We start from the raw sequence: 26,326 nt of genomic DNA on the forward strand, positions 1-26,326 counted from the left end.
TGTCCAAGCGCCACGCTCCGGCAGCCAGCCCCGTCGCCCATCCTGCGTCTGCTCTGGCTTGGAACCCCACTGCCGAACTTCCCGGTGCGCGCGCCCGCAGCCGACGCCTTCACCGAGGTACCACTCACTCACTTCACTGCTGGGTACTGCCAACTTCACCACTGCGTCAACTGCGGTACTGCTGATGGCAGCCCCTGAACCTGCGGGCCACCCGGTCCGACCGTCAGTCCCGTCGCCGTCCTTCGACAACCCTGGCTCCGGAACTCCACCGCCGCACCGCACTGCTGAACTGCAACTACCTGTACTGCTGCCTGGCAGTTCGTCTCTGCCGGGCCTTGCGGTCTCTCTGGCTACGAGAGAAACCATAGCCACACCACAGCCCAATGTCTACTCCGGCCAGCATAGATTTTTGCGCCGTGGGCGAGGAGGTAATCGAACGTGGTGGACTGCAAGAGTCCGCCCGGGGCAGCGCAGGGTGGAGAGTGCCAGGCCAGGAGCCCGTTCTCGGCTTGGAGGGTGGCGAGGGGCCAGCCGAGGGCGAACTCGGGCTCGGCTTCCGAAGGGATCCATTGGCCACGCTCGACCCTCGGGGCGGGGACGCGGCCCCCGGCATCCCGCAGGATGCGGTATGCCGGGGGCCGATGGTCGGTCCGGTCGTGCCCCAGAGCGCTCTGGGTTCCGGCCCTGACCCGCGCACCCATGTCGGCGCGGACTGGGCATGACCCTAACGATCACAAGGCCGACTCCGCAGGATTCCCCGGAAACCGGCCACCCGCGGGTGTGGTCAGCGGCATTTCAGCGGTAGCGGCTCGGACCGCCGAAGCGGGCCGTCAGCTTGCGTGCCGCGTGCTCACCGACATCGAGAGCGGCCGTGGCCTGCTCGGCGCTCAGGCCGGCGCGGTTCCGCGAGCGGTTCAGGAGAGCCAGTCGGCGTAGCGGGTGGGGGCGAGGTGGGCGTCCTCGTCGGTGAGGACGTCACCCTTGACGACGGCGAACATGCCGGCGGTGGGGTCGGTGACGACGGTGCGGCCGTCGCCCTGGTGGGCGAGGGTGATCCGGCCCAGCTCGTCCAGGGAGAAGACCTCGGGCCCGGCGATGTTGCGAATGCCGCCCAGCGGGGCGCCCGCGGCGACTTCCGCCACCGCGTCGGCCACGTCCTTGGAGGCGATCGGCTGGATCGGCGTGGCGGGCAGCCGGACGGTGTCGCCGTCGGCGGTCCAGGACAGGACGGCGTCCATGAACTCCATGAACTGCGTCGCACGGACGATCGAGTAGGGCACCGGCCCCGCCGTGAGGATGTCCTCTTGGAGCACTTTGGCCCGGTAGTAGTCCAGCTCCGGCACCTGGTCCACTCCGACGATCGAGAGAATGACGAAGTGGCCCACGCCGCCTTTCTGGGCCGCGGCCAGAAGGTTGTCCATCGAGGTCTGGAAGAAGGCCGGGGAGGCTTCGTCGAAGGTCGGGGAGTTCGTCAGGTTGACGACGACGTCGGCCCCCGCCACCGCCTCGCCCAGTCCCCGGCCGCTGATGACGTCGGTTCCGGTGGACTGCGCGTGCGGTACCGCCTCGTGCCCGGCGGCGTTCAGGTTCTTGACGACCTGCGACCCGATCAGGCCGGTACCGCCGATGACCGCGAACTTCATGAGGTGCCTTTCGCCAGGACGGATGTCCGAAATATGCCATAAAACCTGTGTGCGGATGGTTGGTACGGGGCCCAGGTCGTGGCTCCGGCCAAGGAGTCCGGCACTGCTCAGGCGCTTGCCTGATGCGGGGAGGAGGCCCCTGCTTCGGCCATGGATCCGGCCCTTACTGTGGAGCGCCAGGTCAGCGGCCTGGGACTGTCTCGTCGAAGGGGTGCGGCATGGGGGAAAGCGGGGCGTCCGGCTCGGGGGCGGAGGGGTTGGAGGAGTACCGGGGGGAGCTGATCGGGTACTGCTACCGGATGCTGGGGTCGTACGCCGAGGCCGAGGACGCCGTGCAGGAGGCTCTGGTGCGGGCGTGGCGGAACATCGACCGCTTCGAGGGCCGTTCGGCAGTACGGACGTGGGTGTACCGCATTGCCACCAACGTGTGTCTGGACGCCCTCGCGTCGGGCAGGCGGCGGGCTCTGCCGATGGACCTGTCCGGCCCGAGCGGGGGCGGCACCCCGCCGGCACCCCCGCAGGATTCCGTCCTGTGGGTGGAGCCCTGCCCCGGCGGTGATCCGGAGGCGGCCGCGACGGTGGGCGAGTCGGTCCGGTTGGCGTTCGTCGCCGCGCTGCAGCACTGACGCCGCGCCAGCGGGCGACGCTGATCCTGCGGGACGTTCTGGGTTTCTCGGCACGCGAAGTCGCCGACCTGCACGGCTGCACCGTCGCCTCAGCCAACAGTTCCCTGCAGCGGGCCCGCACCACGCTGGCCGACCGCCGCCACGCGACGGACGGGCCGGCCGCCCGGCCTTCCCACGACAGCGTCCGCCGGGTGCTGGCCGAGCGGTACGCCGCGGCCTTCTCCCGCTACGACGTGGAGGAGCTGAACATGCTCCTCCACGTCGACGCCACGCTGTGCCTGCCCCCGTACGCGAAGTGGATGCGCGGTCTCACCGATATCCACGCGTGGCTCACCGGCCCAGCGATCGGTTGCCGTGGCTCGCGGCTGGTCCCGACCGTGGCGAACGGCTCCCCCGCCTTCGGCCAGTACCGCCCCCACCCGGGCGGAGGCTACGTGCCCTGGGCGCTCCAGGTCGTCGAGTTCCACGGCGACCGGATCAGCGGCATTACCGCCTACCGTGACACCGACCGCCTCTTCCCGCTCTTCGGTCTGCCGGACCGCCTGCGCGAGGCGCAGTCCGACTCGGGTGTCGAGCCGGGGTACTTGGCGGCGCGCCCGTCGAACAGCCGTAACGGGAGCGGTCGTTGACCAGCGGTCAGCGGTTCACGCGACGGAATCCGGACGGGCCGAAGTCCGGCCGGCCCGGTGCCCGCCAAAGTTCCACCGTCTGAACGGGGCCGTCGGGGCCGGAGGACGGTTCTGCTGCGCCACGGACACCTCGCGGTCCGGCACGTGTCCGATCATCACTCGTTTCTGCGCATTCGAATGAACGTGCCGAGCAGAAACCGTTGGCCAACCACCGTCCGGTGCTACCAATTGCCCTGCGCCCGGACCCGCGTCCACCAGGCACTTCGCGGTCGTGCGCGCATCACACACCCTTCAGCGAGAACGGACTCCCCCATGGCAATCGCACTCCGCAAGACGCTCGCCATCGCCGCGCTGTCCCTGACGGCTTCCCTCCTGCCGGCTGTCGGAGCGGAGGCCGCGAACACCGCCGCCCCCGCACTGCGCGCTCCCGGCATCTACTGCCTCGCCAACGCGTGGGACACCCCGAACATCTCCACGAAGCCGTGCGACACCGCCGACCGGGGCCAGCACTGGACCGTCTCGGGCCAGCAGATCTCCCTCACCTACGCGCGGGGCTACTGTCTCGCCAACACCTGGGGAACCCCGAACATCTCCACCAAGCCCTGCGACCCCAAGGACCAGGGCCAGTACTGGACCGTCACCGGGCAGCACATCGCCCTCACCTTCGCTCCGGCCTACTGCCTCGCCAACACCTGGGGAACCCCGAACATCTCCACCAAGGCCTGCGACTCCGCCGACCCCGGGCAGAACTGGGCGGTCTTCAACGACCAGATCAGCCTCGCCAGCGCCTGACCCCCTGACCCCCGCGGCCCAGCGGGCCCAGACGGTACGGTTCACCGCCCAACGGGTGTCGCGACCCGTCCGGGCGGCGCGGCCCTCGGGTAAGGGGTGAGGTGGGCACCGGCTCCTCCCGGCCACCGCGCTCGTGAGCGCGGTGGCCGGCAGCCTGTTCCCGCAGATGACACCGTCACCGTGGTGCGACTCAGGTCAGGCTGTCGAACTTGCCGAGGAAGGCGCCGACCACCACCGTGACGGCCCCGCCGGCGAAGACGAGGCCGATGGCGAGGATGAGAACAACCAGAACGGCGGCCCGGATCCGCCGGCCCCGCGACTGCAGCGGAAGGACGCGGCCGGGGTCGCGCGGGTCGTACGCCGCCTCGATGCTCCAGGTTGGGATGGAGTGCCGCACGGTGCGGACCACACCGCCCGGGTCTGTGTAGGCGTACCGGCCGGGCTCGTCCCGGAGCCGGATGGCGGCCGTCCGGACTCCGTGCTTTCGCAAGTACTGTTCCTCGACCGGTGCGTAGGCGAGGAACGCGCCGAGCATGAGGATCAGTATCCCGAAGAAGCTCAACGGGATGATCAGGACCATGGCGGCAGGGCTTGGCGTGAAGCCCACGAGCACGCATGAGCCGATGGCCACCAGGGTCGCGACGAGCGCGCCGCGCTTCATCGCCCGAAGCCAGTTCCGGTAGCTCGGCTGGTACAGGCGCTCGCCCGAGACGAGGTCCGCGCCGTCGATCGTCTCCGTCTCCTCGGTGCGCTCTGGCAGAGCCGCGTTCACGGCGTCGGCGAAGGCGACGGCTGCGGCGGTGTCGGCCACGTCCCAGACCCGGTGGACGTGCGTCTTGTCCGTGGTCGGCGCGGCTGTCAGCTCGATCGTGACGGACTGCCCCTCGGCGCGTACACGACTGATGGCCTTCAGCGGGATGTGCGTCTGCTCGTGCGGACGGCGCACGAGCAGCGCATCGTTCTCGACGAACACGACGGTTTCCTTGTCGGCGTGGAGAACGGGTGTGGGAGAAGTGATCGACATGTGCGTGATGGTAGGGGCGGAGGCCGGCGCTCGGGAGCCCTCGGGTGTGCAGGTTCGACAGTCCGGCTCGGACGGGGCCGCCGGGTAGCGTGGTGGCCGGCGGCCGGCCGGGCGGCCGGGCGGCCGCCTGCTCAACTCCCCTTGAGGAAGCCCCGTATGTCCACTGTTCCTCCCGAGGTGGCGGTCTTCGTCACCCAGGCGTCACGGCTGACGGCGGCGGTGCTGGACGAGATCCGGTACGCCGCTGCCGTGGCGGCGGCGTCGGACGCCTGCTGGCACACCACCGTGCCGGCGCTCTCCGCGTCTCAGTTCAGCGCGCTGAACAAGCAGGTGCGTGACGCGTTCGCCCCGCGTGCCGGGGAGTTGCGCGCCGGACGCCCCGGAGGGCTTCGCTCAGCCATCTCCCGCACGACACACACCGCGCAGGCGATCTGGAAGCGCGACACCCTGACCGCCGAGCAGTACCTCTCCCACATCGAGGCGTACGCGGCCCACGGGGTCACGGTGCCCGTACGGAACCCGTAACCCCGCAATTCCCTTGCCCAATGGTCAAGAGTCGTTGACCATTGCTCGCATGCCTACGGATGATCTTCCCGAGACGTTTCACGTCACCACTGACGAGCAGCTGCGCGCCGTCTCCAACCTCACGCGCCACCGGATCATGGCCGTGCTCCGCTTCGAGCCCGCGACGATCACGCAGATCGCCGAGCGGGTGGGGCTCGCGAAGGGCAGTTCCAGCTATCACGTACGACTGCTGGAGCGGGCCGGCCTGGTGAAGGTGGTACGGACGCGGAAGGTGCGGGGTGTCACCGAGCGGTACTACGCGATGGCCGCGCGGTCGATCGTGCTGCCGGATCCGGGCGAGGGTGGCCCCGATGTGCTGATGCGGCATGCGGTGGCGGACCTGGAGGCGGCGCCCCCGGATGGCGAGCGGCACGTACGGATGGCGCACCTGCGGCTCACCGAGGCGCAGTTCGCGGAGCTGGGGGCGCGGCTGCAGGCGCTGGCGGACGAGTACCGGGAACTGTCCGATCCGTCGCTGCCGGACGCCTCACTCGTTTTCGCACTGTTCCACCCGGCAGCGGGCGAGCAGGCCGAAGGGGACGCCAAGTGACCTCAGACGTTCGGAAGCTGCCGACCGGGTTCGGACGGCTGTGGACCGCGCAGACGGTGTCCTCGCTCGGTGACGGGGTGTCGCACGCCGCGCTGCCGCTGATCGCGTTGACGCTGACGCGGGATCCGATGGCGCTCGCCGTCGTCACCGCTGCCGGAACGCTGCCGTGGCTGCTCTTCGGGGTGCTCGGCGGTGCGCTGGTGGACCGCTGGGACCATCGGCGCACGATGTGGGTCGCGGACGTGGCGCGTGCGGTGCTGCTCGCGATACCGGCGGCAGCGGCCGCGCTCGACGTGCTGAGCATTCCGCTGCTGGCGGCCGTCGCCTTCGTGCTCGGCCTGGGCGGACTCTTCTTCGACACGGCCGCCACGGCCTATCTGCCGGATCTGCTCGGCCGCGACCCCGCGCTCCTGGAGCGCGCCAACTCCCGCTTGCGCGGCGCCCAGACCGCCATGTCCGGCTTCGCGGGGCCACCCGCGGGCAGTGCGCTGCTCGTACTGGGGCGGTCGGTGCCGCTGCTCGCCGACGCGGTGTCGTTCATGATCTCGGCACTGCTCGTCCGGTCGCTGCCGGCCCTGCCCCGGCCCGTTCCGGAGGTTCGGGAGTCGCTGCTCCGGCAGGCGCGGGCCGGGGCCGCGTACGTGTTCCGTGACCGGTTGCTGCTCGGGCTCGCGCTCCGTCCGGCGATCGGGAACATCGCCTTCCTCGCCGTGGAGACCGTACTCGCCCTCTTCACGCACGACCGTCTCGGCATCGGTACCTTCGGCTACGGCCTGCTCCTCACGGCGGAGGCCACGGGCGGTCTGCTCGGCGCGGGTATCGCCTCCTTCGTCGGCCGGCGGCTCGGCACCGGCACCGCGCTGACCTGCACGACCGTGGTCGAGGGACTCGCCATCCTGGGGCTCGCCGCCGCCCCGAATCCGTACGTGGCCGGGCTCGCGCTCGCCGTCTGCGGGGCGGGCATGGGCACCACGATGGTGCTGGGGCCCTCCCTCCGCCAGGCGATCGTCCCGGCCCACCTCATGGGCCGGGTCGCCTCCACCTCCCGCATGCTCTCCATGTGCGCCGCCCCGTTCGGCGCCTTCCTGGGCGGCTGGCTGGCCACCGCGTACGACGTACGCACCCCGCTCTACGCTGCCGCCGGCCTGCTCCTGGCGATGACGGCCGTCACGGCGTCCATGACTAGCAACCGCCAGGTCGAAGCGGCGCTGTGTGCCGCCGCCGCCCCGGCCGAGGGTCCGGATGACACGGCAGTCAAGGATCCCGCCCGGGAGAGTGCGCCCAACGTGTCGTGACGCCGACCGCGATGGCGTCACGGCAGGTCGGATGCCAGGGCGGTGCGGACCAGGTCCCGGGCGTCCACGATGCCCACTCCGGTGATGTCCTCGACCGGTCCGGCTCCGAAGCGGACCCACAGCGGCACCGCTCCGGCGTCCCGGACGAACTCCAGCTTCCGCACGGACGACGGGTTGGGAGCGGAGTCGAGCTCCACCACGAAGTCGGGGAGGGGGGTCGGCGACCATGCGGCGACGTCCACGCGTCCGTAGCGGACGGCGCCGTCCGGGAGGACGGGCAGTCTCAGTTCCCGGTACACCCGGCCGTGCGGTTCGACCGCGGCCCGCAGGAATTCCTGGATCACGCCCGTCAGCGCACGGGTGACCCCGGCCGTGCCGCTCGGTACCGGGCGCCCGGCCGTCCGGTCTTCCCGTACGCCCTCGGCCCAGTCGGACAACCACGCGGAGAGCTCGGCGGCGATGTCCGCCAGGAAGCCGGGGTCCACGGGGCGGGCGTCCTCGCCCGACAGGGCATGGCCCCAGCCCTCGGCCCAGTGGGCGGCTTCGAGAAGGCGCAGAACCCCGTCGCGGGCCGCCGCGGCAGCGATGTCGCCCGGAGTCGGTGTCAACCGCGGCGCCATGTGAGCGGCGCGGGCCAGTGCCGCCTCGACCTTTCCCGTCCGCTCCAGAACCTGTTCGGCGGCGATGGCGCCCTGGAGGTGTTTGGACGCCCACCAGCGCCACTCCAGTAGCAAGGGGGCCGGCACGTCATCCGGTATCGCCACCGTGTCCAGCAGCCGGCCCGCACGCCCTGCCGCCGCCTTCGCCGCCTTCGACAGTTCCTCCTTGACGCGCGGTGCGTTCGTCTCGAAGTCCCGGGTCCGGCAGGCATGGCACCGGCCGTGCTCGGCTTCCCTGGTCCCGGGGCGCACCTTCTTCGTGCACCCGCACCCCGGAAACGTCCGCACGAAGGGAGCCGTGCCGGAGCACTCCCGGCAGGCGGCGATGTCCCCTGCCTTCCACTTGGGCAGGGACCTGCGGCTGACCACGGTCTCTTCCCATTCGTGCCCCGCCGGGCACGACCACCACATCATGCCGCCGCCCGTCCCGATCTGATCGGGAGTCACGGGCCGGTTGCGGGTCGGGTGCCACGTCGCGGCGACCTCCGGATACGCCTCGGCCAACGACACCTTCACTCGGCCTGCCATGCCTGCCCCTTTCCTTCGCCGACCCCGGGAGTGGCGTCGGCGCAAACTCATGTGACAAAGCCGTGAGCCTTTGGCACGATCGCCCAGTTGTCCTGCCCCTGCCTGATTCTGGAGGAACGTCACGGCCGTCAACTACGAGCTCGCTCCGGCCTGGCTGCCGTGGTCCGCCGTCGATCCCGACCTGATCGCCTTCGACTGGGACGACGAGGAGGGCTCGCACGTCGCCGCGGTGATCGCCTCGAAGGTTCCTGCCGCCGGTGCCGGGTGGGAGGACGGACATCGCTTCACCACCGAGGTCACGGCGTTCCTGGCGGCGCGATACGGCCGATGGGCCTGCGGATGGGACTGGGCGGTCGGCGAGGGCGGTGGCGGTGGCGTCGTCACCAGCTGGTGCTGCACCTCCCACTCCGTGGGCGAGTCCGCGGCGACGGCCGCCAAGGTGGTCGCCTCGCTGCTGGAGTGGCGCGACTGGCTGGAGGAGCTGGCCGAGCGGTTCGCGCAGTTGGCGCCGCCCGCCGGGGCGGATGCCGAGGAGCGCAGCTGGCACCTGGAACGGGCCGCTACCCGACTCGTGACGGTGGTCGTGGACCGCACGGGTGCCGAATGCGGCTGGTACGGGCTCTGCCGCACGGTGCTGACGTGGTTCCTCACGTCCACGGGCATGGGGCCGGAGAGCGCGAAGGAAGCGGTCGACGCCGCGGTCGGCGGACGGTTCAAGAGCTGGACCACGCCGTCGCGGACCTTGGTCGGCGCCGTGGGAGAAGACCTTGCCGTAGGCCTGACCGGGGAGCAGCCGTACCGTGACCGCTGACGCCTTGGCCGCCTGGTGCCAGATCAGGAAGCGGATCGACTGGGCTTCCGCGGTCGGTGAGACACCGGCCCCGGTCGAGGCGGCCGTGGACGGCTTCGGCGTCTGGTGCGATGCGGGAGGCCGGTACTCGGATCCGGCGCGAGGCGACCGACTGCTCGCGGCACTGGCTCAGTCGCGTGCGGACGCTTCTCGTGAGCGCCCCCTCACCTGCGCGCTCCTGGCTGAATGGCAGCGGCTCGTCCTCGGCGTGCCTGAGGTTGCGTTCCGGCGGGGCGATGCCTTCGCCAAGGGTGGCCGGGAACGCTACGCCCTCACACCGCACACCCGGCGGGACTTCGAGCACTGTCTGCGCGAGAGCGCCGACCCGCGAGTCCCCCTGGCCTCCCGGGCGGCCAGGGCCTACCTGGACGTGGCCTTCTTCCACCCCTTCCCGGACGGCAACGCCCGCCTGGCCATGCTCGTCCTCGCCTACGTCCTGGAGCTGGAGGGGGTCCGGCTGGATCAGGTGGGCCCTTTGCAGACCACGCGTTACGCGGACGACGCCGCCGGCGCGGCAGACCTGGCTGCCCTGGTATCCGTCCTCATCCGCTCGGCCCATCGCCGGGCGACCGGCCGGAGGGACTCGTCCGGCGGCCGCGGACTGCCGGCCTGCGCCACGACGTGACCGGGCGGCGGGGGGGTCCGGCTGGTCAGATCCGGCCGCGGCGGGCCGCCTTGAGGCCCGCCGTGCACACCACGCCCGCCGCCTACCGCCGTTCCTTCCGGCGCGGTGCGGTGACGCGCGTTCAGGGTTCCGGGGCCGGGCCCGCCTGACCCGGGCAACGTCCGCACCCGGGAATGGTGTTGGTGCGGCCGGTGTCACCTTGGTGTCAGGCACCTTCGTGACGGGGCCGAACCCTTCAGTCCGCGCCTGGGGTGGCACAGGATGGTGACCACCGAGAGGGACGCGGCGCCGATAGGCAGCCGGCACCGGCCCGCTCGGCGGTACGGCCCACCCACCCCGGCACCCCGCGGTGCCCCACCGGAAGGAACATGTCATGTCCACGCCCATCCGTCGCCTCGTCGTCGCCGCCGCTCTCGCCCTCGCCGTGGGCTCCCTCGCCGCCGAATCCGGCATCGGGTGGGACGTACACCCCGGCGGCACGGCCATCGCCCAGGGCCCGGCCCCGGTCATCGGGTGGGACGCGCAGCCGGCCGACATCATCGGCTGGGACTGACCCCGCCGGCCGCGCCACCCGATCCGTACGCACCATGCGCATCGTCCACGCCCTCCTGAGGGGCGCACCCGACACCGCGACGACCGTCCCGGGCACCCACCTGATCCACGACCTCCTCTGGGCGCACTCCGCGCCGGGCGACGGGATCCAGCACATCGTCATCCGGCCCGCCCCGTACGGGATGGAGGCCGTCCTCTTCCTCACGGCCCCCTCCGACGAGGCAGCCCTCCACCGTGCGCGGGGCCTGATGCTGCGGGCCCGTGAGCCCATCGCCGCCCACGGTTTCACCGCCTCGCTGCCCGCGTAGCGACCACGGCCCCCGCGGCCGCCCCTCATCCCGCCCCGCGCGCTCCGGCGCCGCCCCGCCGCGCCCTCCCGCGCGCTCGGCGGCCTGCCTCCGCACCGGGCACCCGGCCTCCTCAGGCGCCACCGGGGGCCCGTCACGGCCCCGCCCGGTCCGCCTGCCGCCCATTTCGCCCACACCCCCTCACCCACTCACCCACACGGGGAACTTCAGCATGCGCACTTCAGTCCGCTCCGCCACCGTCGCCGCCCTCGCCGCCGTCGTCCTCGGCGTCACGGCCCCGAGCCAGGCCGCTCCGGCGCCCGTCGCAGCGGCCGCCGCGACGACCACGGCCACCTCCTCCGTCGGCGGCTCCATCGCCCGCGCCGAGATGATCGACCGGGCGCAGTACTGGGTCGACCAGAGCGTTCCGTACAGCCAGCGGGCCTCGTACCGCGACCCGCAGGGCCGGCTGTACCGCACGGACTGCTCCGGACTCGTGTCCATGGCCTGGCACCTGCCGGCCAGCGCGACCACCTGGACCCTGCCGAACTACTCCACGAAGCTCGGCAGCCTCGACGACCTCCAGCCGGGCGACGCGCTGAACGACATCAACACGCACGTGGTGCTGTTCGCCGGCTGGACCGACTCCAGCCACACGGTCGCCAACATCATCGAACACGCCCGCCCGGGCACGGACGCCCGGCGCAGCACCTACACCCGCAGCTACATCACGTCGAAGGGGTTCCTGCCCTACCGGTACAACAAGGTCGCCGACAGCCCGGTGACCGTGCCCGACAAGGGGATGACGAACGTCACCGCGGTCGGCGACCTCACCGGTGACGGGGTGAACGACATCGTGGCCGTCGAGACCGCGAGCGGCGACCTCTACCGGTACTCGGGCCCGTCCTACACCGGCGGCTCGGGCCGGGTGAAGATCGGGTACGGCTGGGGCTCGATCAGCGACATCGTCGGCGCCGGGGACCTGACCGGCGACGGCGTGGCGGACATCCTCGCCGTCGACGCGACCAACGGGAACCTGTACCGCTACTCCGGGCCGAACTACAACGGCGGCACCAAGGTGCAGATCGGCACCAACTGGGACTCGATGACCAACATCACCGGTGTCGGCGACCTGACGGGAGACGGCCATCCCGACCTGATCGCGGTCGAGAAGAGCACCGGCGACCTGTACCGCTACTCCGGCCCCTCCTACGCCGGCGGAAGCCGGGTGAAGATCGGCAACGGCTGGAACATCTACTCCACGATCGTGGGCGTCGGCGACCTGACCGGTGACGGCGTGGCCGAGATCATCGCCGTGGAGACCGAGACCGGGAACCTGTACCGCTACTCCGGGCCGAACTACAACGGCGCCACCAAGGTGCAGATCGGCACCAACTGGGACTCGATGACCAACATCACCGGTGTCGGCGACCTGACGGGAGACGGCGTCCCGGACCTGCTCGCCGTGAAGGCGGCGACGCAGAAGCTGTACCGCTACTCCGGACCGTCCTTCAACGGCGGCAGCGCCGTCGAGATCGGCACCAACTGGTAGCCGGCCAGCCGGACAAGGCGACCGGTTCCGGCCGCGGGACCGGCCTCCCCCTCACCGCTTCACCGATCTCCCTTCCCTCTCACCGACTCACCCGCTCACCACCTCACCGAGGAACCGGCATGCCTTCGCGTCCGCGCACCACGCTCTCCCGGGCGGCCCTCGTCGCCGCCCCGCTCGCCGCCCTGACCCTGCTGGCCCCGGCCGCGCCGTCGGCCGGCGCCGCGTCCGTCACCACCTGGGACAAGGTCGCCCAGTGCGAGTCCAGTGGCAACTGGAGCTACTACAAGGCGGGTCACAGCTACTACGGCGGCCTGCAGTTCCTGAAGTCGACCTGGGACGCCTTCGGCGGACGGCAGTACGCGCAGTACCCGCACCAGGCGACCAAGGAACAGCAGATACGGATCGCCGAGAAGGTCCTGGCCACGCAGGGCCAGGGCGCCTGGCCGACCTGCGGCCCGGCGGCGGGTCTGGGCGCCGATCCCGCCGACCCGTACCCGGCCGAACCGCCCGCCCCGCAGTCGAAGATGACCCACCTGACGCCGGTCGGCGACCTCACGGGCGACGGCGTGACCGACATGATCGCCGTCGAGGTCACGTCCGGTGACCTGTACCGCTACTCCGGCCCGTCGTACGGCGGCGGTTCGCGGGTCAAGGTCGGCTACGGCTGGAACGCGATGAGCGGCATCGTCGGTGTCGGCGACCTCACGGGCGACGGGGTGACCGACGTCCTCGCCGTCGACGCCGACAACGGCAACCTCTACCGCTACTCCGGCCCCGACTTCAAGGGCGGCGGCAAAGTCCAGGTCGGCACCAACTGGGACGCGATGACCAACATGACCGGCGTCGGCGACCTGACGGGCGACGGGAAGCCCGACCTGATCGCGGTCGAGAAGACCACCGGCGACCTGTACCGCTACTCCGGCCCCTCCTACACCGGCGGAAGCCGCGTGAAGATCGGCAACGGCTGGAACGGCATGCGCGACATCGTCGCCGCCGGCGACCTCACCGGCGACGGGGTGACCGACGTCCTCGCCGTCGACGCCGACAACGGCAACCTCTACCGCTACTCCGGGCCGAACTACAACGGCGGCACCAAGGTGCAGATCGGCACCAACTGGGACTCGATGACCAACATCACCGGCATCGGCGACGTCACCGGCGACGGCGTCCCGGACCTGCTGGCCTCCGAGACCGCCACCGGCAAGCTCTTCCGCTACTCCGGCCCCGCCTTCGCGGGCGGTTCGGCCCGCGTCCAGATCGGAACGGCCTGGTGAGCACCTCTCCCGTTCGCCCCGTACCGCAACCTTCAGCCCCTCTCACCCAGTTCAGGAGCACCTCGTGATCGTCCGCAAAACCCTCGGCACGGCCGCTGCCGCCCTACTCGGCGGCGTCCTCAGCGCCCTGGCCCTCGCCCCGGCCGCGCAGGCCGACAGCGTGGCCGGGGCGGACGCCCCGCCCGTGCGGTTCCTCAGCTACAACATATGCGGCAACAACTGTTCCGAATCCAAGGGCTACGACAACGAGCGCCGCATCGACTCGGTCGTGGCCGAGGCGACCGGTTCCAGCTGGAACGCCGACCAGCTGCACCTCCAGGAGGTGTGCCGGCCCCAGTTCGACGCGATCCGTACGCGTCTGCAGTCGGCCGGTTTCCAGGGCTTCTTCGCGACCGCCCTGTCCGGTGGCAACCCCGCGGTGTGCGGCGGCGCCGACTACGGGAACGCGGTCCTCGTCAAGGGCCCGCTGTCCGAGACGAAGGTCCTCGACCTGACCGTGGGCGGGGAGAGCGAACCCATCACCGTCCCGTGCGTGAAGACGTACACCCAGAGCCGCGCCAACTGGGCCTGCTCCGTCCACCTTTACTGGAGCGACGCCGGACTGCGCGAGCAGGAGGCCGTCAAGCTCGCCGCGCAGGCCAAGCAGTGGCAGGACGCCGGCGTCCCGGTGGTCCTCGGCGGCGACTTCAACGCCGCTCCCCGTTCCAAGGCGGCCTCGTACTTCTACGGTCCGGGCGTCGGCGACGGCGGTTGGGGCACCTTCAGCGAGGCCGACGAGACGGACCGCGACCACTTCGCCTCCGACCCCTGCGGAGACGGCCGCACCCGCTGCCGCAGCGGCGAGCCGACCTTCAACACCACGAAGATCGACTACGTGTTCCTGTCCAGCCGCCACTTCAAGAACGCCAAGGCGGACGTGCTGCCCCTGGACGGCCTGGTCTCCGACCACAAGCCGCTGCGGGCGGCCGCGTACTGGTCGGACTGCGGGCCCGCCGCCGGGGGCGCGGGCTCCGTCCTGCGCCGCGACGCCAAGGGCGCCCTGTTCGCCTACGCCGGCCGCCCGGACGGCGGCGTCGCCGGGGCCTGCAAGATCGGCACCGGCTGGAGCGGGATGACGCACGTCGTCCGCGACGGCTCCGCCCTCCTCGCCGTCGACACGGCCGGCGCCCTGTGGCGCTACCCCGCCGACCCGGTCACGGGTACGTACTCCGGCGGAACCCGCACACAGGCCGGCACCGGCTGGCAGGCGTACGACGAGCTGATCGCGCCCGGCGACTTCTCGGGCGACGGCAAGGCCGACCTGATCACCCGCGACACGGCGGGGGCCCTCTGGCTGCACAAGGGCAACGGCAACGGCTCGTACGCCGCCCGCACCCCGATCGGCGCCGGCTGGCAGACGTACGACCAGCTGGTCGCGCCCGGCGACTTCTCGGGCGACGGCAAGGCCGACCTGATCGCCCGCGACACCGCCGGTGTCCTGTGGCTGTACCGGGGCGACGGCGCCGGCTCCTACGCCCCGCGCACCCAGATCGGCAACGGCTACCCGGACGGCGAACTGCTCGTCTGACCCGGCCGGGCCGGACGAGGACGTCGGCCCCGCGGATCCCCAACGGATCCGCGGGGCCGGCGGCGTCACCGGGCCTTTGCCCGCGCGCGGCCGACAATCCCCCGCACGGGTGAGCGGCCCTGTTCGAGCGAGTTTCAGCACGGCCACCCCAGACCCGCCATGGCCACCGACCCAAGAAGGAACATACGTTCCCCGATTGCCCCCGAATCGGCCGTGACGGCTGCGTTCTGGCGCCGTTCTTAGAGCACCAGTACCCACCTTGCGCCCGTCCGGAGGATGCCGTGAATCCTGCACCCGCCCGCCGCGTAACCCCTGCAACATTCGAACATCAGCCATTCTCCCCCTGTTTTCCGCCTCGTGAGCGGCGTCGTGTTGACACGCGGGTCGGGCGTCGTGGGTCACGACCGGATACGAGGTGGGGGGCGTGAGCGAGAAGAACTCTTCCGGATCCGGCACCGCGGGGGTGTCTGAGTCCGAGCGGCTCCTCTTCGGCGGCGAGCTCGCGTACGACATCGGCTGGGAGCGGCACGAGGGCGCCTGGCTGAAGCTCGGACTGTGGACGATGGCGAAGGGCCTGCCCCGGCTCGTCGGCACGGGCATGCGGCTCGCGCACCTCGCCGACGCCGACGCCCTTCGGGTCGTCCTCGGCGCCGAGATCAGCCGCGGTGTCACCCAGGCCGTCGGACTGGTCGCGGTCAACGGCGTGCTCGGGCACCTCCTCACGGACGGCACCACCAACGAGCGGCTGGCCCGGGCGGTGCCCGCACTCCTCGTCGTGGCCGTGACGGCGCTCCTCGGATCACTCCTGCGGTCCGCTTCCACGGCGGCGACCGGAACGCTGGAGCCGAAGGTGCAGCGGGTGGCGACCGAGCGCTATCTGGGGCTGGTGCACCGGGTCGAGCTCGCGGCCGTCGAGGACGACGAGTTCCACCGGCTGCTGGACGCCGCCCGCTACGGGGCCGACTCCGCCCGCCGCATGATCCGCTACTGCACCAACACGCTGAACTCCGCGATCTCGTTGACCGCGGCGGCGGGGGTCCTCACCATCCTGCACCCGGTCCTGCTGCCGCTCCTGGTGCTGATGACCCTGCCGAGCGCGTGGAGTTCGCTGACCATCTCCAAGCAGCGCTACATCAGCTTCCACACCTTCGTGCAGCACGCGCGGGCCGGGCACCTGCTGGGGCAGCTGCTGACCGAGCAGGAGGCCGCTGCCGAGGTGCGCGTCCACGACGTCGGGCCGTTCCTGCTCGGGCACTTCCGGCAGATGGCCGAGACCAGCGAGCGGGAGCAGACCCGGCTGGCCCGGCGGGCGGCGCGGATCGGTCTGGTCGCGGACGGCGCCGGCGGCATGGCCACCCTGCTCACGTACGGGGCGCTCGGGCTGCTGCTGTGGGGCGGGGCCATGGAGCTGGCCGTGGCGGGAACGGCCGTGTTGGCGATCCGCACGGGCGCCTCCAGCCTGGACTCCTTGGTGCTGGAGATCACCGAGCTGCACCAGGAGAGCCTGTTCGTCGCCGACTACGAGCGGCTGTGCCGGGAGGCCGAGGCCCGTGCCATCCCCGCCGGCGGGACACCGCTGCCGGAGCGGGTGCGGGAGGTCCGGTTCGAGGAGGTCACCTTCACCTACCCCGGCAGCGGCGGCGAGCAGCCGGAACCGACCCTGCGGGACGTCAGCCTGTCCTTCCCCATGGGGAAGATCATCGCGCTGGTGGGCGAGAACGGATCCGGGAAGTCCACCCTGGTCAAGCTCTTGGCGGGCCTCTACCTGCCGGACGAGGGCGGCGGGACGATCCGGTGGGACGACGTGGACGCCCGGACGGCGGACCGCACGCAGGTGTTCGCCCGGGTCGCGCTGATGTCGCAGAACTTCTTCCACTGGCCCTTCACCTTCCGCGTCAACGTGGGCATCGGCGAGTCCGGCCGTCCGATCGACGACGACGCCGTCCAGGACGCGGCCGCCTACTCCGGGGCCGACGAGGTCCTGGCCGGCCTGCCGCGCGGGCTGGGCACCCTGCTGGCCCGCGGATACCGGGGCGGGCACCAGATCTCCGGCGGCCAGTGGCAGCGGGTGGGGATCGCCCGCGCCAAGTACCGGCAGGCGGAGATCCTCATCGTGGACGAGCCGACCAGCGCGCTGGACGCCGTCGCCGAGCAGCGGGTCTTCGACCAGATCCGGGCCCTGGCCGCGAGCACCGGGCAGACCATCGTCCTCATCACGCACCGCCTGCACTCCGTGCGCCATGCCGACCTGATCCATGTCCTGAAGGAGGGGCGGGTCGCGGAATCGGGGACCTTCGACGTGCTGATGGACGAGAAGACCGGCACGGGGGACTTCCGCGACGCCTACCTCGTCCAGGCCGCGGCCTTCGCCGACCGCGTCCCCGGGCAGCCCGTCGGCAACCACGACACGCTACCCACCAAGGACCGGACATGACCTCCCCGGCCAACCGGGCCCGTGTCACCCCGCCGACGGTCCCTCCCCCATCCGCTTCCCTGAATCGCGAGGCCACTTTGCCGCCCACTCGCTCCCAGATCCGCGACCTCGTCACCGCCTACCTGGTCCGCAACCCTGCCGAAGCCAAGCTGCTGGAACCGCTGGTGCGGGCGCTGGAGGCGGGGAACGGTGACGGGGACGATCCCACGAACCGCTCCACGCGGCCCGGGCACGTCACGTGCAGCGCCATAGTGATCGACCCGGACGGGCGCGTGCTGCACATCCGCCACAAGGCCGGCGGCAAACTCCGCGCGCCGGGTGGCCACGTCGAGCAGGGCGACCGGACCCTCCTCGAAGCGACGCTGCGGGAGGTCCACGAGGAGACCGGCCTCCCGCCTGGCGCCCTGTGCGTCACCGCCGAGTACGGGAGCGAGCCCTTCGACATCGACGTCCACGACATCGACGCGAACCCCGCGAAGGGCGAAGTCCCCCACCAGCACTACGACTTCCGGTTCGTCTTCAGCCTCGTCGACACCACCGCCGAGATCACCTTGCAGGCCGAAGAGGTCTCGGGCGCGCGGTGGTGCCCCGTCGACGAGGTGGCATCGCCGACGGTGCGGGCCAAGCTCGTCGTCTCCGGCCTCGACGGCCGGGTCGAGCCGGTGAACGCCTCCGCGCTGATCCACGACGGTCACGGCCGCTACCTCCTCCATCTGCGGGACGACCTGCCCGGGATCTGGGAGCCGGGTGCGTGCTCCCTGCTGGGCGGCGGCCGTGAGGCCGAAGACGTCTCGCTGGAGGCCACGATCCGCCGTGAGCTGCGGGAGGAAGCCGGGCTCGAACTGCCTGTACTGGAGCCCTTCGCCGTGGAGTTCGCCACCGGCACCGACGGCCTGACCGTACCCGTCCAGAACTTCACCGCCCGATGGAACGGCGAGCCGGCCGACCTCGAACTCACCGAGGGCGTCATGCTCGCCTGGTTCCACCCCGAAACGATGCCCCGCCTGCGGCTGAGCCCCTCCACCCTGGACCTGGTACGCCGGCACGCGGTCGCCCACTCCGAACTCGACAGCCGTGCCGGCGCGGTACGACGACAGCTCACCCCGGACATGCCGCGGCAGCGACCCCGGCCGCGAGCCGGCAGCGGTGGCGCTCCGCACATCGTGGGCGTCCACCTCTACCTGGAGCAGGACGGCAAGGTCCTGCTCGGGCTCCGGCACCCCGACTCCGCGTTCGCAGCCTCCACCCACCACTTCCTCGCCGGGCACTGTGAACAGGAATCCGCCGTGGCCTGCCTGGTGCGGGAAGCCGCGGAAGAAGCGGCCCTGGTCATCGACCCGGACGACGTGGAGCTGGTGCACCTGGTGCACACGGTGGACGCGCCGGGAGCCCAACCGCGGATGGGCCTGGTGTTCCGGGCACGGCGGTGGCAGGGCACGCCCACGGTGTGCGAGCCGGACCGGTGCGTGTCCTGGAACTGGTGGCCCACTGACGCCCTCCCCCAGCCGATCGTCCCCTACACCCGGGCTGCCGTCGAAGGCATCACAGCCGGGCGCGTCTACACCGAACTCGGCTGGACGTGAACTTTCCGTTCGACCTCCCCACCGACCCTGCCATGACGGCCCGCTCCCGCGATCGGAGAGACATGACCCTGTTCGACTCCGTGGCTGCCGACTACAGCCGGTACCGGCCGGGTGTTCCCGACGAGGTGGTGCAGCTCCTGACCGCAACGCTGGACGGGGTCGCCGAACCTGCGCTCGTGGATCTCGGCGCAGGCACCGGCCAGGTCGCCCTCGCCATGCTCCCGGCACTGCCGCCCGTCGCACGCCTCGACCTCGTGGACCCGGACAAGGGCATGCTCCGCGCCGCGATCGACACCCTGCGCCCGCATCTGGGACAGCGCACCGTGGTCCTCCACGCTGTCCAGGCCGAAGAGTTCGCCCCCACGCTCCCCGGCGGTCAAGCCGACCTGGTCACCTGCTGCCGGGCCTTCCACTGGATGGCGAGGCCCGAGGTGTTGGCCATGACCGACCGGGTGGCTGCGCCACGAGCGGCACTCGCGATCATGGGTGACGGCAGCCTGTGGACCCACCAGGCCGACTGGACGGCCGCCCTCAGACAGCTCATCCAGTCCCACCTCGGCCCAGATCGCCGCGCGGGCACCGCCGGCACCTGCAGCAGGCACCGCCGCCGCTACGAAGACGACCTGGCGGACTCTCCCTTCAGCGACGTCGCCGAGCACCGGTTCCCTCTCACCCGGACCTGGACCCCGCAGGAGGTGGTCGGGTACCTGCGTTCCACCAGCTTCGCGCGGGCCGACCTGTTCAGCGACCACGCGCGGTTCGAGGGCCAGGCACTGGCCCTCCTCGACATGCACGCCCAAGACGGCCTCCTTCAGGAGCAATTCCTGTTCACCGTGCTCCTCGCCCGACTCCCGAAGGCCTCGTGGTGAGCGGCGGCGCACGGCACACCGTGCCCGTCGACGTCCACCTCATCCTGCGCCGCGACGGCGAGAGCGGCTCGGAGGTACTGCTGTCCCGCCGCGCCGGGCCGGTGTACGCGGCCGGGCTGTGGCACCTTCCCTCCGGGCACCTCGACCCGGGCGAGGACATGGTCACGGCAGTGATCCGGGAGGCCCGCGAGGAGACCGGCGTCGTCGTCGCGGCGGAGGACGTGACCGCGGCCGTCACCGTCCACCACCATCCGCCCATCGGATCCCGCTCCCGCCTGGGCGTCTTCTTCGAGGTGCGCAGGTGGTCCGGGCAGCCTCGGATCATGGAGCCGGACCGCTGCGACGGCATGGACTGGTACCCGCTGGACGCCCTCCACGGGCCGATGGTGGCGTACTGCCGGGCCGGGCTGGACGCCTACCGCGCCGGCCTGCCCGCCGCCGTGCACTTCCAGCAGCCGGGCGACGCCGTCGAGTACGGCCCGGACGGCCCCGACCGCACCCAGCTGCTGGCCGGACCGTCGGCAGGCGGGGTGGAACTGCCCCGTCGGCTGCGGACGTTCGCCGAGCAGGCCATCGGCAGGATCGAGCAGGCGACGGAAGTCTCCTGGCTGCGCGCCGGCAGCCGGGTGTGGCGGCTCACAGGGACCGGTGGGGGCACCTGGTTCCTGAAACGGCACCGCGGGCCGAAGTTCCACGACCGGGAAGTGGCCGCGTACCGGTCGTGGGTGCCGGCGCTCGGGCCGCGGGCTCCCCGTCTCGTCGCGTCCGACACCGCGGCGCAGGCCGTCGTCGTCACCGCGCTCGCCGGAAGCCCGCTGCACGGCATGCGCCTCAGCGCTGCCGGCGAGGCTCGCGTCCAGCACGGTCTGGGCCGTCTCGTCCGCGCCCTCCACGGCAGCGCGCCCGGGCAGCCCGCTGGATCCGCGACGGCCGCCGACAAGGTCAAACGCCACCTGGAGGACGCCCGGCCGTACCTGGCCGATGGCGACGAGGAGCTGCTCCTCGGCCTGGCCAACGCCTACACGGACCTCCCTCGGCCCGCGCTCGTACCCACCCACGGGGACCTGCAGTACCGCAACGTTCTGCTCGCCGACGACGGCGAACCACAGCTGTTCGACTTCGAGCGGTCCGAGTTCGCAACCGTGACACGGGACCTGGCACGGCTGAGCGACACCTGGACCGGCCGCCCGGACCTGCGCACCGCGTTCCTCGACGGCTACGGAAGACCGCTCACTCCGGCCGAGGAACTCCGCCTGGACTGCGAAGCCGCCTTCGACGCCGTCTCAGGCATCGCCTACGGAACCCGCCACGACGACCCGGAGGTGACCGAACGCGGGCACCGCACCCTGCGCCGACTCCACGCCACCCGACACCCATGACCGGTGGGCCCACCGCACCCCTTCGAAAGGAATCCCCGTGCGTCGGCGCGGTGTTCGTCACCGACGAGGACGACCGGCCCGCCCAACTGCGCGCCACCTACTGGACGCGGCGCACGGATTCACCGTGTCTGCCGGCATGCGCCCGGCCGGCTCGCCGAGCACGTGACGGAGATCCAGCGGCTCGCCGTGGCCCGGCCCGAAACCCCCACCACCACCGTCGCCGACATCCTCGGCCGGCGGGCTGACCCAATGGGGTGCAGGACTGCTGACTCCTGCTGCCTGGTCATCCCGTCACTTCCGCTGCGACGCCCGGCTGCGGCCGGGTCCGCAGGCCCCAGCGGGCAAGGGAGGGGCCGGCAGCGCCCAGCGCCGCGAAGAACAGCGCCAGCAGCAGCCAGCCCGTCGTGCCGAGGCCGAGCACGACCGTGGTGAGGATCGCGGGGGCGAGAGCCTGGCCCGCGCTGAAGCCGAGGCCGAGTACGCCTTGGTACTGGCCCTGCGCGTGGTCGGGGGCGAGGCCGAAGCCCAGGGCGAAGCCCGCCGAGGATTCCCAGACCTCTCCCAGGCTGTGGACGAAGATCGCTGCCAGGACCAGTCCCGCTGCCGCCCAGACCGGGGTGTACGCCGCCAGCGCCATCATCGGGCAGCTGACGAGGAAGAGCAGCCCCGCGGTGCGGAACGCCCGGCCGCCGTCGTGCGGGGTTTCAATGCGGGAGCCGATCCGGGTCTGCATCAGTACGCAGAAGGCGGCGTTGACGGCGAACAGTGCGGCCACCGTCCAGCGCGGCGCTTCGGTGTGTTCGGAGATCCAGATCGGCAGGAGCAGGGAGACCACCGGGTATTGCAGTCCCATGGCTCCGTAGAGGGCGGTGAACGTCAGGAACGGGCGGTCCGCGAAAGCGAGCCAGCGGCGCTGCTGCGGTGGGGCCGCCAGCACCGGATAGCGGGGCAGCAGGAGCAGGAGCACCGCGCACAGGGCGAAGCTCGCCGCGTTGCCGAGGATCAGCGTGACATAGGCGGTGCGGGTGTCCGCGGCCAGTGCCAGCCCGGCACCGACGGTTCCGAGGATGACGCCCAGGTTGACGAAGGTGCGCAGTTTCGCCCGGAACCGGGCCGGGCGGTCACCCCCGACCCGGACCACCAGAGCGCCCCAGGCCGCCCCACCCGCCGCCGCGGCGATCTGGTCGACCGTCGCGATGATCGTGAGCGCGGCCCAGCTCTCGACGAGGACGAGGGCCGCCATCGACATCGCCTGGACCACGAGGGCCAGCATCATGATCGTGCGCGCCCCGCGCCGGTCGGCGAGATGCCCTCCGGGTATCCCCGCGCACAAGCCGATCACTCCGGCGATGGTGAGCGCGGCGCCGACCTGCACCGCGGGCAGGCCCACGACCAAGGTGAAATAGAGCGCCGACGCCGCGTTGAACAGCCCGTTGCCGACCCGGTTGGTGAAACTGGCGGCGATCAGCACGCGTTCCGGCCCGTTGTCCCCCGCCATGCGGCCTATTCGGCCTGCCAGACCACCCTTGATCATGAACGGGAGGCTAGCAGCGGTCACAGAACCCGCCGCGATTGCACCACGGTTCACGCCGCGCTCGGCTACCGGCGACAACCCGCGCGCCCGCCCATTCCGCCGACTCCGGCCCATCCCGAGGGTCGCGGTTCAGCGGAAGGCGTCGACGTTCTCTGCAGCCCACTGCCGGAAGGGACGGGCCGGGATTCCAGTGATCTGTGAAACCGTGTCGCGCACCATCAGCAGTTCGTCGTTGACGTCGCCGCCGGTGACGTCGAGCACCGCGTCCGCGGCGTCGGCGCCGAACACCGCGGCCATTCGGGCGTGGGCTTGCCGGCGGCTGATCTCGGCGAAGGGAATCCGCCGTCCCAGTGCTGCCGCGATGGCCTCGACCTGCTGTCGGGCGGTGACCGGCTCTGGACCGGTCAAGGCGTACGTGCGTCCCCGGTGGCCGGGCTCGGTCAGTGCCACGCGGGCCACCGATGCGATGTCCGCGGGATGGATGGTCGGCAGCGCGGTCTCGGCGTACGGCGCGTGGACTGTCTCGTGGCCGCTGATGATCGCGGCCCACATCAGGGCGTTCGATGCGAACTGTGTCGGCCGCAGGACCGTCCAGTCCATGCCGCTCGCCTTGAGCGCCTGTTCCACCGCCAGGTTCTCGCCGGCGGGGCCCAGGTGCGGGTGGGTCCGGACGGTGATGGACGACACCAGCACGACGTGCTGGACGCCCGCCTGCCGGGCGGCTTCGAGGATGTCGGCGTCCGGGCCCAGCCTCGACGGGAGGAACAGCGAGCGCACCCCGTCCAGCGCCGGCTTCAACGACGCGGGCTCTGCCAAGTCGCCCTCCACGGCCTCGACCCCGTCGGGGAAAGTGGCTCGGGCGGCATCACGAGTGAGCCCCCTCAGCGGCCTGACACCGTGTGCGTGCAGCTCCTTGAGGAGGGCACTGCCTATGTTTCCGGTGGCTCCGGTCACGAGGATCATGGGCGTGTTCCCGTCGTCAGATGATCACGTAGGAGACACGGTAGAACCTCAATCACGCTTGATGTCCAGGAAGTTCCTGCCCTGCGTTTCCCCTGTTCGAGCATGTCCACGCGGGGTGTCTGCACCGGCTGCCGGGGTGGTCCGGTCGGTCACCCTGCGGCCGGGCTACGAGGCAGGTCGCGGTGAGCGCGCCAGGCGGCGAGCGCTTCGGTACGGCTGCCGGCGGGATGTTCGGCACGCCAGTCACGCAGGAAGCGGTTGAGCTCGAACTGCGAGCCGATCTCCTGCGGCCGCGCAGCGGCCCGGCGCGTGGCATGCCAGTGTGCGATGGCGTCGGCCAGGGTGCGCCCCGCGCCTTCGGCAATGAACGTTCGCATGTACGCGTCGAAGTGGAAGCCTGGGCCGATCTCGCGGCGGAAGTACTCGCGCAGCACCTGACTGCACCGCTGGCCCTCGGGGATCCGGGTGGAGCCGGTCACCGGCGCGGCGAGCTGGCGGCCCGCGCTGCGCGTCCGGGACGGCTCGGCCGGCGGGGCGACGCCGTCCAACGCGGCCCGCAGTCGCTCCGTCAGCGCAGCCTTCCCGCCGCTCCGCCGCACCCCGATCTCCCGGGCGAGCGCGGTCAGCTCGGCCAGCGTCCAGTACCAGCGGGCCAGCTCGTCGCCGCTCAACGCCGCACTCAGCTCCGGTCGCGCCTCAGCGCCCATATTCGAACTCATGTCCCCATGATAGGTACCCTCACGCCATCAGGTCATGCAGGAGCGAGGCCCTCGACCCCAGCGCATCACGGGATCACCGCGCCGAAGGGCTCGTCGTGCCGGCGCTGCGGATGCGCGCGGCACGAACTCGGCGACGGCGCCGCCGGCGGGGAACGTCGGGGTAGTCATTGGCGGCTCACCGAACGCGTCACGCCCGCGACGACCGGCTAGCCGGGCCGCGTCGTCGTCGCCGACGTGGCGGTGGGCAGCCGTCAACTGCTCTTAGCCGTAAGGCTCGTAACGGTCGCCGTCCCACTCCAGCATGGGCAGTCGCCTCTCGGCGGGCTCGTGCGGGTGAGTACCGTGTACGTGAGGCTGCTGATGTGCACCCGGTCCGGCAGCATCCCCGGTTCGACGTTCATGATCTCTATTCGGGAACGTCTCAGGTTCAGAGTGTCCTCGATGCGATCACCATGCAGCAGCCAGAGTTCACCGATGACACATCTACTGGCCCGCAGTGCTGTGTCGCCCGGCTGGGACAGGTGGGCCTGAAGCAGGTCCAGGGCCTGATATATGCGAGCCCCGGCACCGATCACGGCCTGGTTGAGCTGCGGCACCGGCTCGGAATCGTCCGGCGCCGCGAACTCCGCGTCGTCCATGAACAGTGCCCCGGAGATCTGCGCCCCGCCGAGCCGCGCCCGCCCCCGCCTCGAACTGGCAGCGGCTCAGCCGGACGGCGGCGTCGATCGTGGCGTGCTTCAGGTCCAGTACGCCGGTGATCCGCGCCCCCGTGATCTTGAGCGCGACGGCGTCCTCGTCGGTTCTGAGACGTGGCGTCGTGGATGATGAGGCAATGTTCGTCCGCACGGAGAGCCTGCCGCAGACCCCGCAGCAGCACATGACTGTTCGGGTTCACACCCCCATCGGGTCCGCCGTGGTGCTCTGGCGCGGTGATCCGCGAGAAGCGGACGGCCGGCACCTCATCGAATGGACCGTCGACGAGGACATCCTCTGGGGCCAGAACACCCGGCCAGCCGCTGCCGCCAAGCCGGAAATCCGGCAGGAGGGTGACCGGGTGGTCATGAGCGGCCGCCTGTGCCTGACCGGCGACGGCGCCGCCTGTCTCCATATGGGCCAGTGGTCCGTGCTGCTCGATCTGGCATCACCCATCCCCACCGGCCTGGACGACTCCTGGGTACAGATCAGCGTCGGATCGGAGAGCGTCGCCCTGTACCCCTACCGATCCTGACGGGGCCAGCCCCAGGTTCTCGGCACTCCTTGACCGCTGTCCCGTGCGGTGTCGGTGTGCGGAGAGGTCAGGTGGCGGAGCATGACCGCGTACAGGGGTGAGTCGGGGAAGGGCCGGCGTTCGCCGACCTTGCGGTACCGCCAACGCTCGTACAGCGCCTGTACCCGGGGGTGGGTGGTGTCGACGAGGAGCACAGCGAGGTCCTCGGTGCGCGCGGCGAGGAGGGTCTCGTGGAGGGCGTGGGCCGCACCGCTCTTGCGCCAGGCCGGGCGGACCATGAGCTCGGAGACGGCGAACGTGGTGTCCTTCGCCGGTGCCGGGTCGAGGTGGTCTCGCCACCATTCGTGTCCGGGGCTGGACGGCGCTCCGTAGGCGAAGCCCGCGGGCTTGTCCTGGTCGTAGGCGATGACGCAGGCGAAGGCGGGGTGTTCGCCCCAGTGGTCGACGAACCACGGGAAGCGCTGGGTGAAGGGGTCGTCCAGGTCGTCGGCGTAGGCGTCGGCGTGGACGTCGAGGAGGGTCTGCCGTATCCCGGACAGGTCGGCATGGGTGTAGTGGCGCAGGTCGAGGGCGCGGCTCATGCGGGTCGACTCCTTTCGG

The 26,326-nt window shown here is 71.3% G+C and carries 24 protein-coding genes and 1 pseudogene; 17 read left to right on the top strand and 8 right to left on the bottom strand.

All coding sequences use genetic code 11. The annotated features are described in order from the left end of the window. Positions 1-914: 914 nt before the first annotated feature. The gene (locus AC07B0_RS11195) at positions 915-1,643 is read right to left on the bottom strand and encodes an SDR family oxidoreductase (RefSeq protein ID WP_469378349.1); all 729 of its coding nucleotides are present in this window, start codon (positions 1,641-1,643) and stop codon (positions 915-917) included. A gap of 218 nt (positions 1,644-1,861) precedes the next feature. On the opposite strand from AC07B0_RS11195, the pseudogene AC07B0_RS11200 reads away from it, so the two are divergent. Beyond that, positions 1,862-2,898: pseudogene (locus AC07B0_RS11200) on the top strand (sigma-70 family RNA polymerase sigma factor). A gap of 312 nt (positions 2,899-3,210) precedes the next feature. Next, positions 3,211-3,690: a ricin-type beta-trefoil lectin domain protein gene (locus AC07B0_RS11205; protein WP_469378347.1), complete on the top strand. Its 480-nt coding sequence runs from the start codon at positions 3,211-3,213 to the stop codon at positions 3,688-3,690. A 190-nt stretch (positions 3,691-3,880) separates the two neighbouring features. On the opposite strand, the gene AC07B0_RS11210 is transcribed toward AC07B0_RS11205, so the two are convergent. After that, positions 3,881-4,714, bottom strand: a complete 834-nt coding sequence (locus AC07B0_RS11210) for a hypothetical protein (protein WP_469378345.1) — start codon at positions 4,712-4,714, stop codon at positions 3,881-3,883. Between the two features lie 156 nt (positions 4,715-4,870). On the opposite strand from AC07B0_RS11210, the gene AC07B0_RS11215 reads away from it, so the two are divergent. From AC07B0_RS11215 to AC07B0_RS11225, 3 genes are read left to right on the top strand one after another with little or no spacing between them, the layout of a single operon-like run. Beyond that, the gene (locus AC07B0_RS11215; protein WP_478897693.1) at positions 4,871-5,239 is read left to right on the top strand and encodes a hypothetical protein; all 369 of its coding nucleotides are present in this window, start codon (positions 4,871-4,873) and stop codon (positions 5,237-5,239) included. A 49-nt stretch (positions 5,240-5,288) separates the two neighbouring features. Further along, positions 5,289-5,828 carry an ArsR/SmtB family transcription factor gene (locus AC07B0_RS11220; RefSeq protein ID WP_469378341.1) on the top strand — a complete coding sequence of 180 codons (540 nt, stop codon included), beginning with the start codon at positions 5,289-5,291 and terminating at the stop codon, positions 5,826-5,828. Further along, complete coding sequence (locus AC07B0_RS11225) at positions 5,825-7,123, top strand: MFS transporter (RefSeq protein ID WP_478897696.1); 1,299 nt, start codon at positions 5,825-5,827, stop codon at positions 7,121-7,123. Before AC07B0_RS11220 ends, AC07B0_RS11225 begins: the two co-directional genes overlap by 4 nt. Positions 7,124-7,140: 17 nt before the next feature. Here AC07B0_RS11225 and AC07B0_RS11230 read toward each other — a convergent pair whose 3' ends face one another. After that, positions 7,141-8,310 carry a zinc-ribbon domain-containing protein gene (locus AC07B0_RS11230; protein ID WP_478897697.1) on the bottom strand — a complete coding sequence of 390 codons (1,170 nt, stop codon included), beginning with the start codon at positions 8,308-8,310 and terminating at the stop codon, positions 7,141-7,143. 229 nt (positions 8,311-8,539) lie between these two features. Between AC07B0_RS11230 and AC07B0_RS11235 the strand changes: the two genes are divergently transcribed. The 11 genes from AC07B0_RS11235 (at position 8,540) to AC07B0_RS11285 (ending at position 21,282) form a co-directional block, all read left to right on the top strand. Further along, entirely contained in the window at positions 8,540-9,121 is a 582-nt protein-coding gene (locus AC07B0_RS11235; RefSeq protein ID WP_478897699.1) for a hypothetical protein, read from the top strand. Beyond that, on the top strand, positions 9,111-9,785 hold the full coding sequence (locus tag AC07B0_RS11240) for a Fic family protein (RefSeq protein WP_478897701.1): 675 nt from the start codon (positions 9,111-9,113) through the stop codon (positions 9,783-9,785). The genes AC07B0_RS11235 and AC07B0_RS11240 overlap by 11 nt, the downstream gene beginning before the upstream one ends. A 373-nt stretch (positions 9,786-10,158) precedes the next feature. Beyond that, on the top strand, positions 10,159-10,338 hold the full coding sequence (locus AC07B0_RS11245; protein WP_469378329.1) for a hypothetical protein: 180 nt from the start codon (positions 10,159-10,161) through the stop codon (positions 10,336-10,338). A gap of 34 nt (positions 10,339-10,372) precedes the next feature. Continuing rightward, a complete protein-coding gene (locus AC07B0_RS11250) occupies positions 10,373-10,645 on the top strand; it encodes a hypothetical protein (protein WP_356873872.1) in 273 nt (90 codons plus the stop codon). Positions 10,646-10,856: 211 nt separating this feature from the next. Next, on the top strand, positions 10,857-12,176 hold the full coding sequence (locus tag AC07B0_RS11255) for an FG-GAP repeat domain-containing protein (RefSeq protein WP_478897703.1): 1,320 nt from the start codon (positions 10,857-10,859) through the stop codon (positions 12,174-12,176). A 119-nt stretch (positions 12,177-12,295) separates the two neighbouring features. Beyond that, positions 12,296-13,450: a transglycosylase family protein gene (locus tag AC07B0_RS11260; RefSeq protein ID WP_478897705.1), complete on the top strand. Its 1,155-nt coding sequence runs from the start codon at positions 12,296-12,298 to the stop codon at positions 13,448-13,450. A gap of 64 nt (positions 13,451-13,514) precedes the next feature. Continuing rightward, positions 13,515-15,017, top strand: coding sequence for an endonuclease/exonuclease/phosphatase family protein (locus tag AC07B0_RS11265; protein ID WP_478897706.1), 1,503 nt, complete (start codon positions 13,515-13,517; stop codon positions 15,015-15,017). A gap of 562 nt (positions 15,018-15,579) precedes the next feature. Further along, complete coding sequence (locus AC07B0_RS11270; protein ID WP_478898171.1) at positions 15,580-17,451, top strand: ATP-binding cassette domain-containing protein; 1,872 nt, start codon at positions 15,580-15,582, stop codon at positions 17,449-17,451. A gap of 77 nt (positions 17,452-17,528) precedes the next feature. Next, positions 17,529-19,034 (top strand): NUDIX domain-containing protein, encoded by a 1,506-nt coding sequence (locus tag AC07B0_RS11275; RefSeq protein WP_478897708.1) that lies wholly within the window; start codon positions 17,529-17,531, stop codon positions 19,032-19,034. A 62-nt stretch (positions 19,035-19,096) separates the two neighbouring features. Continuing rightward, positions 19,097-19,903 (top strand): class I SAM-dependent methyltransferase, encoded by an 807-nt coding sequence (locus AC07B0_RS11280; RefSeq protein ID WP_478897710.1) that lies wholly within the window; start codon positions 19,097-19,099, stop codon positions 19,901-19,903. Further along, on the top strand, positions 19,900-21,282 hold the full coding sequence (locus tag AC07B0_RS11285; protein ID WP_478897712.1) for an NUDIX domain-containing protein: 1,383 nt from the start codon (positions 19,900-19,902) through the stop codon (positions 21,280-21,282). The genes AC07B0_RS11280 and AC07B0_RS11285 overlap by 4 nt, the downstream gene beginning before the upstream one ends. Positions 21,283-21,565: 283 nt before the next feature. On the opposite strand, the gene AC07B0_RS11290 is transcribed toward AC07B0_RS11285, so the two are convergent. The 4 genes from AC07B0_RS11290 to AC07B0_RS11305 all read right to left on the bottom strand — a co-directional run bounded on the left by AC07B0_RS11290 (position 21,566) and on the right by AC07B0_RS11305 (position 25,136). Continuing rightward, on the bottom strand, positions 21,566-22,816 hold the full coding sequence (locus AC07B0_RS11290; RefSeq protein WP_469378312.1) for an MFS transporter: 1,251 nt from the start codon (positions 22,814-22,816) through the stop codon (positions 21,566-21,568). A 129-nt stretch (positions 22,817-22,945) separates the two neighbouring features. Then, positions 22,946-23,779, bottom strand: a complete 834-nt coding sequence (locus tag AC07B0_RS11295; RefSeq protein ID WP_469378310.1) for an SDR family oxidoreductase — start codon at positions 23,777-23,779, stop codon at positions 22,946-22,948. 149 nt (positions 23,780-23,928) lie between these two features. Further along, entirely contained in the window at positions 23,929-24,498 is a 570-nt protein-coding gene (locus AC07B0_RS11300) for a DUF6434 domain-containing protein (protein WP_469378308.1), read from the bottom strand. A gap of 251 nt (positions 24,499-24,749) precedes the next feature. Next, positions 24,750-25,136, bottom strand: a complete 387-nt coding sequence (locus AC07B0_RS11305) for a hypothetical protein (protein WP_478897715.1) — start codon at positions 25,134-25,136, stop codon at positions 24,750-24,752. Between the two features lie 194 nt (positions 25,137-25,330). Between AC07B0_RS11305 and AC07B0_RS11310 the strand changes: the two genes are divergently transcribed. After that, positions 25,331-25,726: a hypothetical protein gene (locus AC07B0_RS11310; protein ID WP_469378304.1), complete on the top strand. Its 396-nt coding sequence runs from the start codon at positions 25,331-25,333 to the stop codon at positions 25,724-25,726. On the opposite strand, the gene AC07B0_RS11315 is transcribed toward AC07B0_RS11310, so the two are convergent. After that, entirely contained in the window at positions 25,714-26,307 is a 594-nt protein-coding gene (locus tag AC07B0_RS11315; RefSeq protein WP_478897717.1) for an N-acetyltransferase family protein, read from the bottom strand. The genes AC07B0_RS11310 and AC07B0_RS11315 overlap by 13 nt on opposite strands. Positions 26,308-26,326 lie beyond the last annotated feature (19 nt).

Source organism: Streptomyces sp. NPDC044704 (assembly GCF_056433525.1).

Bases quoted from the DNA above. Each gene is read 5' to 3' on its own strand.
- AC07B0_RS11310 (WP_469378304.1), top strand. From the start codon at position 25,331: ATGTTCGTCCGCACGGAGAGCCTGCCGCAGACCCCGCAGCAGCACATG.
- AC07B0_RS11280 (WP_478897710.1), top strand. From the start codon at position 19,097: ATGACCCTGTTCGACTCCGTGGCTGCCGACTACAGCCGGTACCGGCCG.
- AC07B0_RS11315 (WP_478897717.1), bottom strand. From the start codon at position 26,307: ATGAGCCGCGCCCTCGACCTGCGCCACTACACCCATGCCGACCTGTCC.
- AC07B0_RS11290 (WP_469378312.1), bottom strand. From the start codon at position 22,816: ATGATCAAGGGTGGTCTGGCAGGCCGAATAGGCCGCATGGCGGGGGAC.
- AC07B0_RS11195 (WP_469378349.1), bottom strand. From the start codon at position 1,643: ATGAAGTTCGCGGTCATCGGCGGTACCGGCCTGATCGGGTCGCAGGTC.
- AC07B0_RS11220 (WP_469378341.1), top strand. From the start codon at position 5,289: ATGCCTACGGATGATCTTCCCGAGACGTTTCACGTCACCACTGACGAG.
- AC07B0_RS11255 (WP_478897703.1), top strand. From the start codon at position 10,857: ATGCGCACTTCAGTCCGCTCCGCCACCGTCGCCGCCCTCGCCGCCGTC.
- AC07B0_RS11260 (WP_478897705.1), top strand. From the start codon at position 12,296: ATGCCTTCGCGTCCGCGCACCACGCTCTCCCGGGCGGCCCTCGTCGCC.
- AC07B0_RS11245 (WP_469378329.1), top strand. From the start codon at position 10,159: ATGTCCACGCCCATCCGTCGCCTCGTCGTCGCCGCCGCTCTCGCCCTC.
- AC07B0_RS11205 (WP_469378347.1), top strand. From the start codon at position 3,211: ATGGCAATCGCACTCCGCAAGACGCTCGCCATCGCCGCGCTGTCCCTG.
- AC07B0_RS11250 (WP_356873872.1), top strand. From the start codon at position 10,373: ATGCGCATCGTCCACGCCCTCCTGAGGGGCGCACCCGACACCGCGACG.
- AC07B0_RS11210 (WP_469378345.1), bottom strand. From the start codon at position 4,714: ATGTCGATCACTTCTCCCACACCCGTTCTCCACGCCGACAAGGAAACC.
- AC07B0_RS11300 (WP_469378308.1), bottom strand. From the start codon at position 24,498: ATGAGTTCGAATATGGGCGCTGAGGCGCGACCGGAGCTGAGTGCGGCG.
- AC07B0_RS11270 (WP_478898171.1), top strand. From the start codon at position 15,580: ATGGCGAAGGGCCTGCCCCGGCTCGTCGGCACGGGCATGCGGCTCGCG.
- AC07B0_RS11215 (WP_478897693.1), top strand. From the start codon at position 4,871: ATGTCCACTGTTCCTCCCGAGGTGGCGGTCTTCGTCACCCAGGCGTCA.
- AC07B0_RS11230 (WP_478897697.1), bottom strand. From the start codon at position 8,310: ATGGCAGGCCGAGTGAAGGTGTCGTTGGCCGAGGCGTATCCGGAGGTC.
- AC07B0_RS11295 (WP_469378310.1), bottom strand. From the start codon at position 23,779: ATGATCCTCGTGACCGGAGCCACCGGAAACATAGGCAGTGCCCTCCTC.
- AC07B0_RS11305 (WP_478897715.1), bottom strand. From the start codon at position 25,136: ATGGACGACGCGGAGTTCGCGGCGCCGGACGATTCCGAGCCGGTGCCG.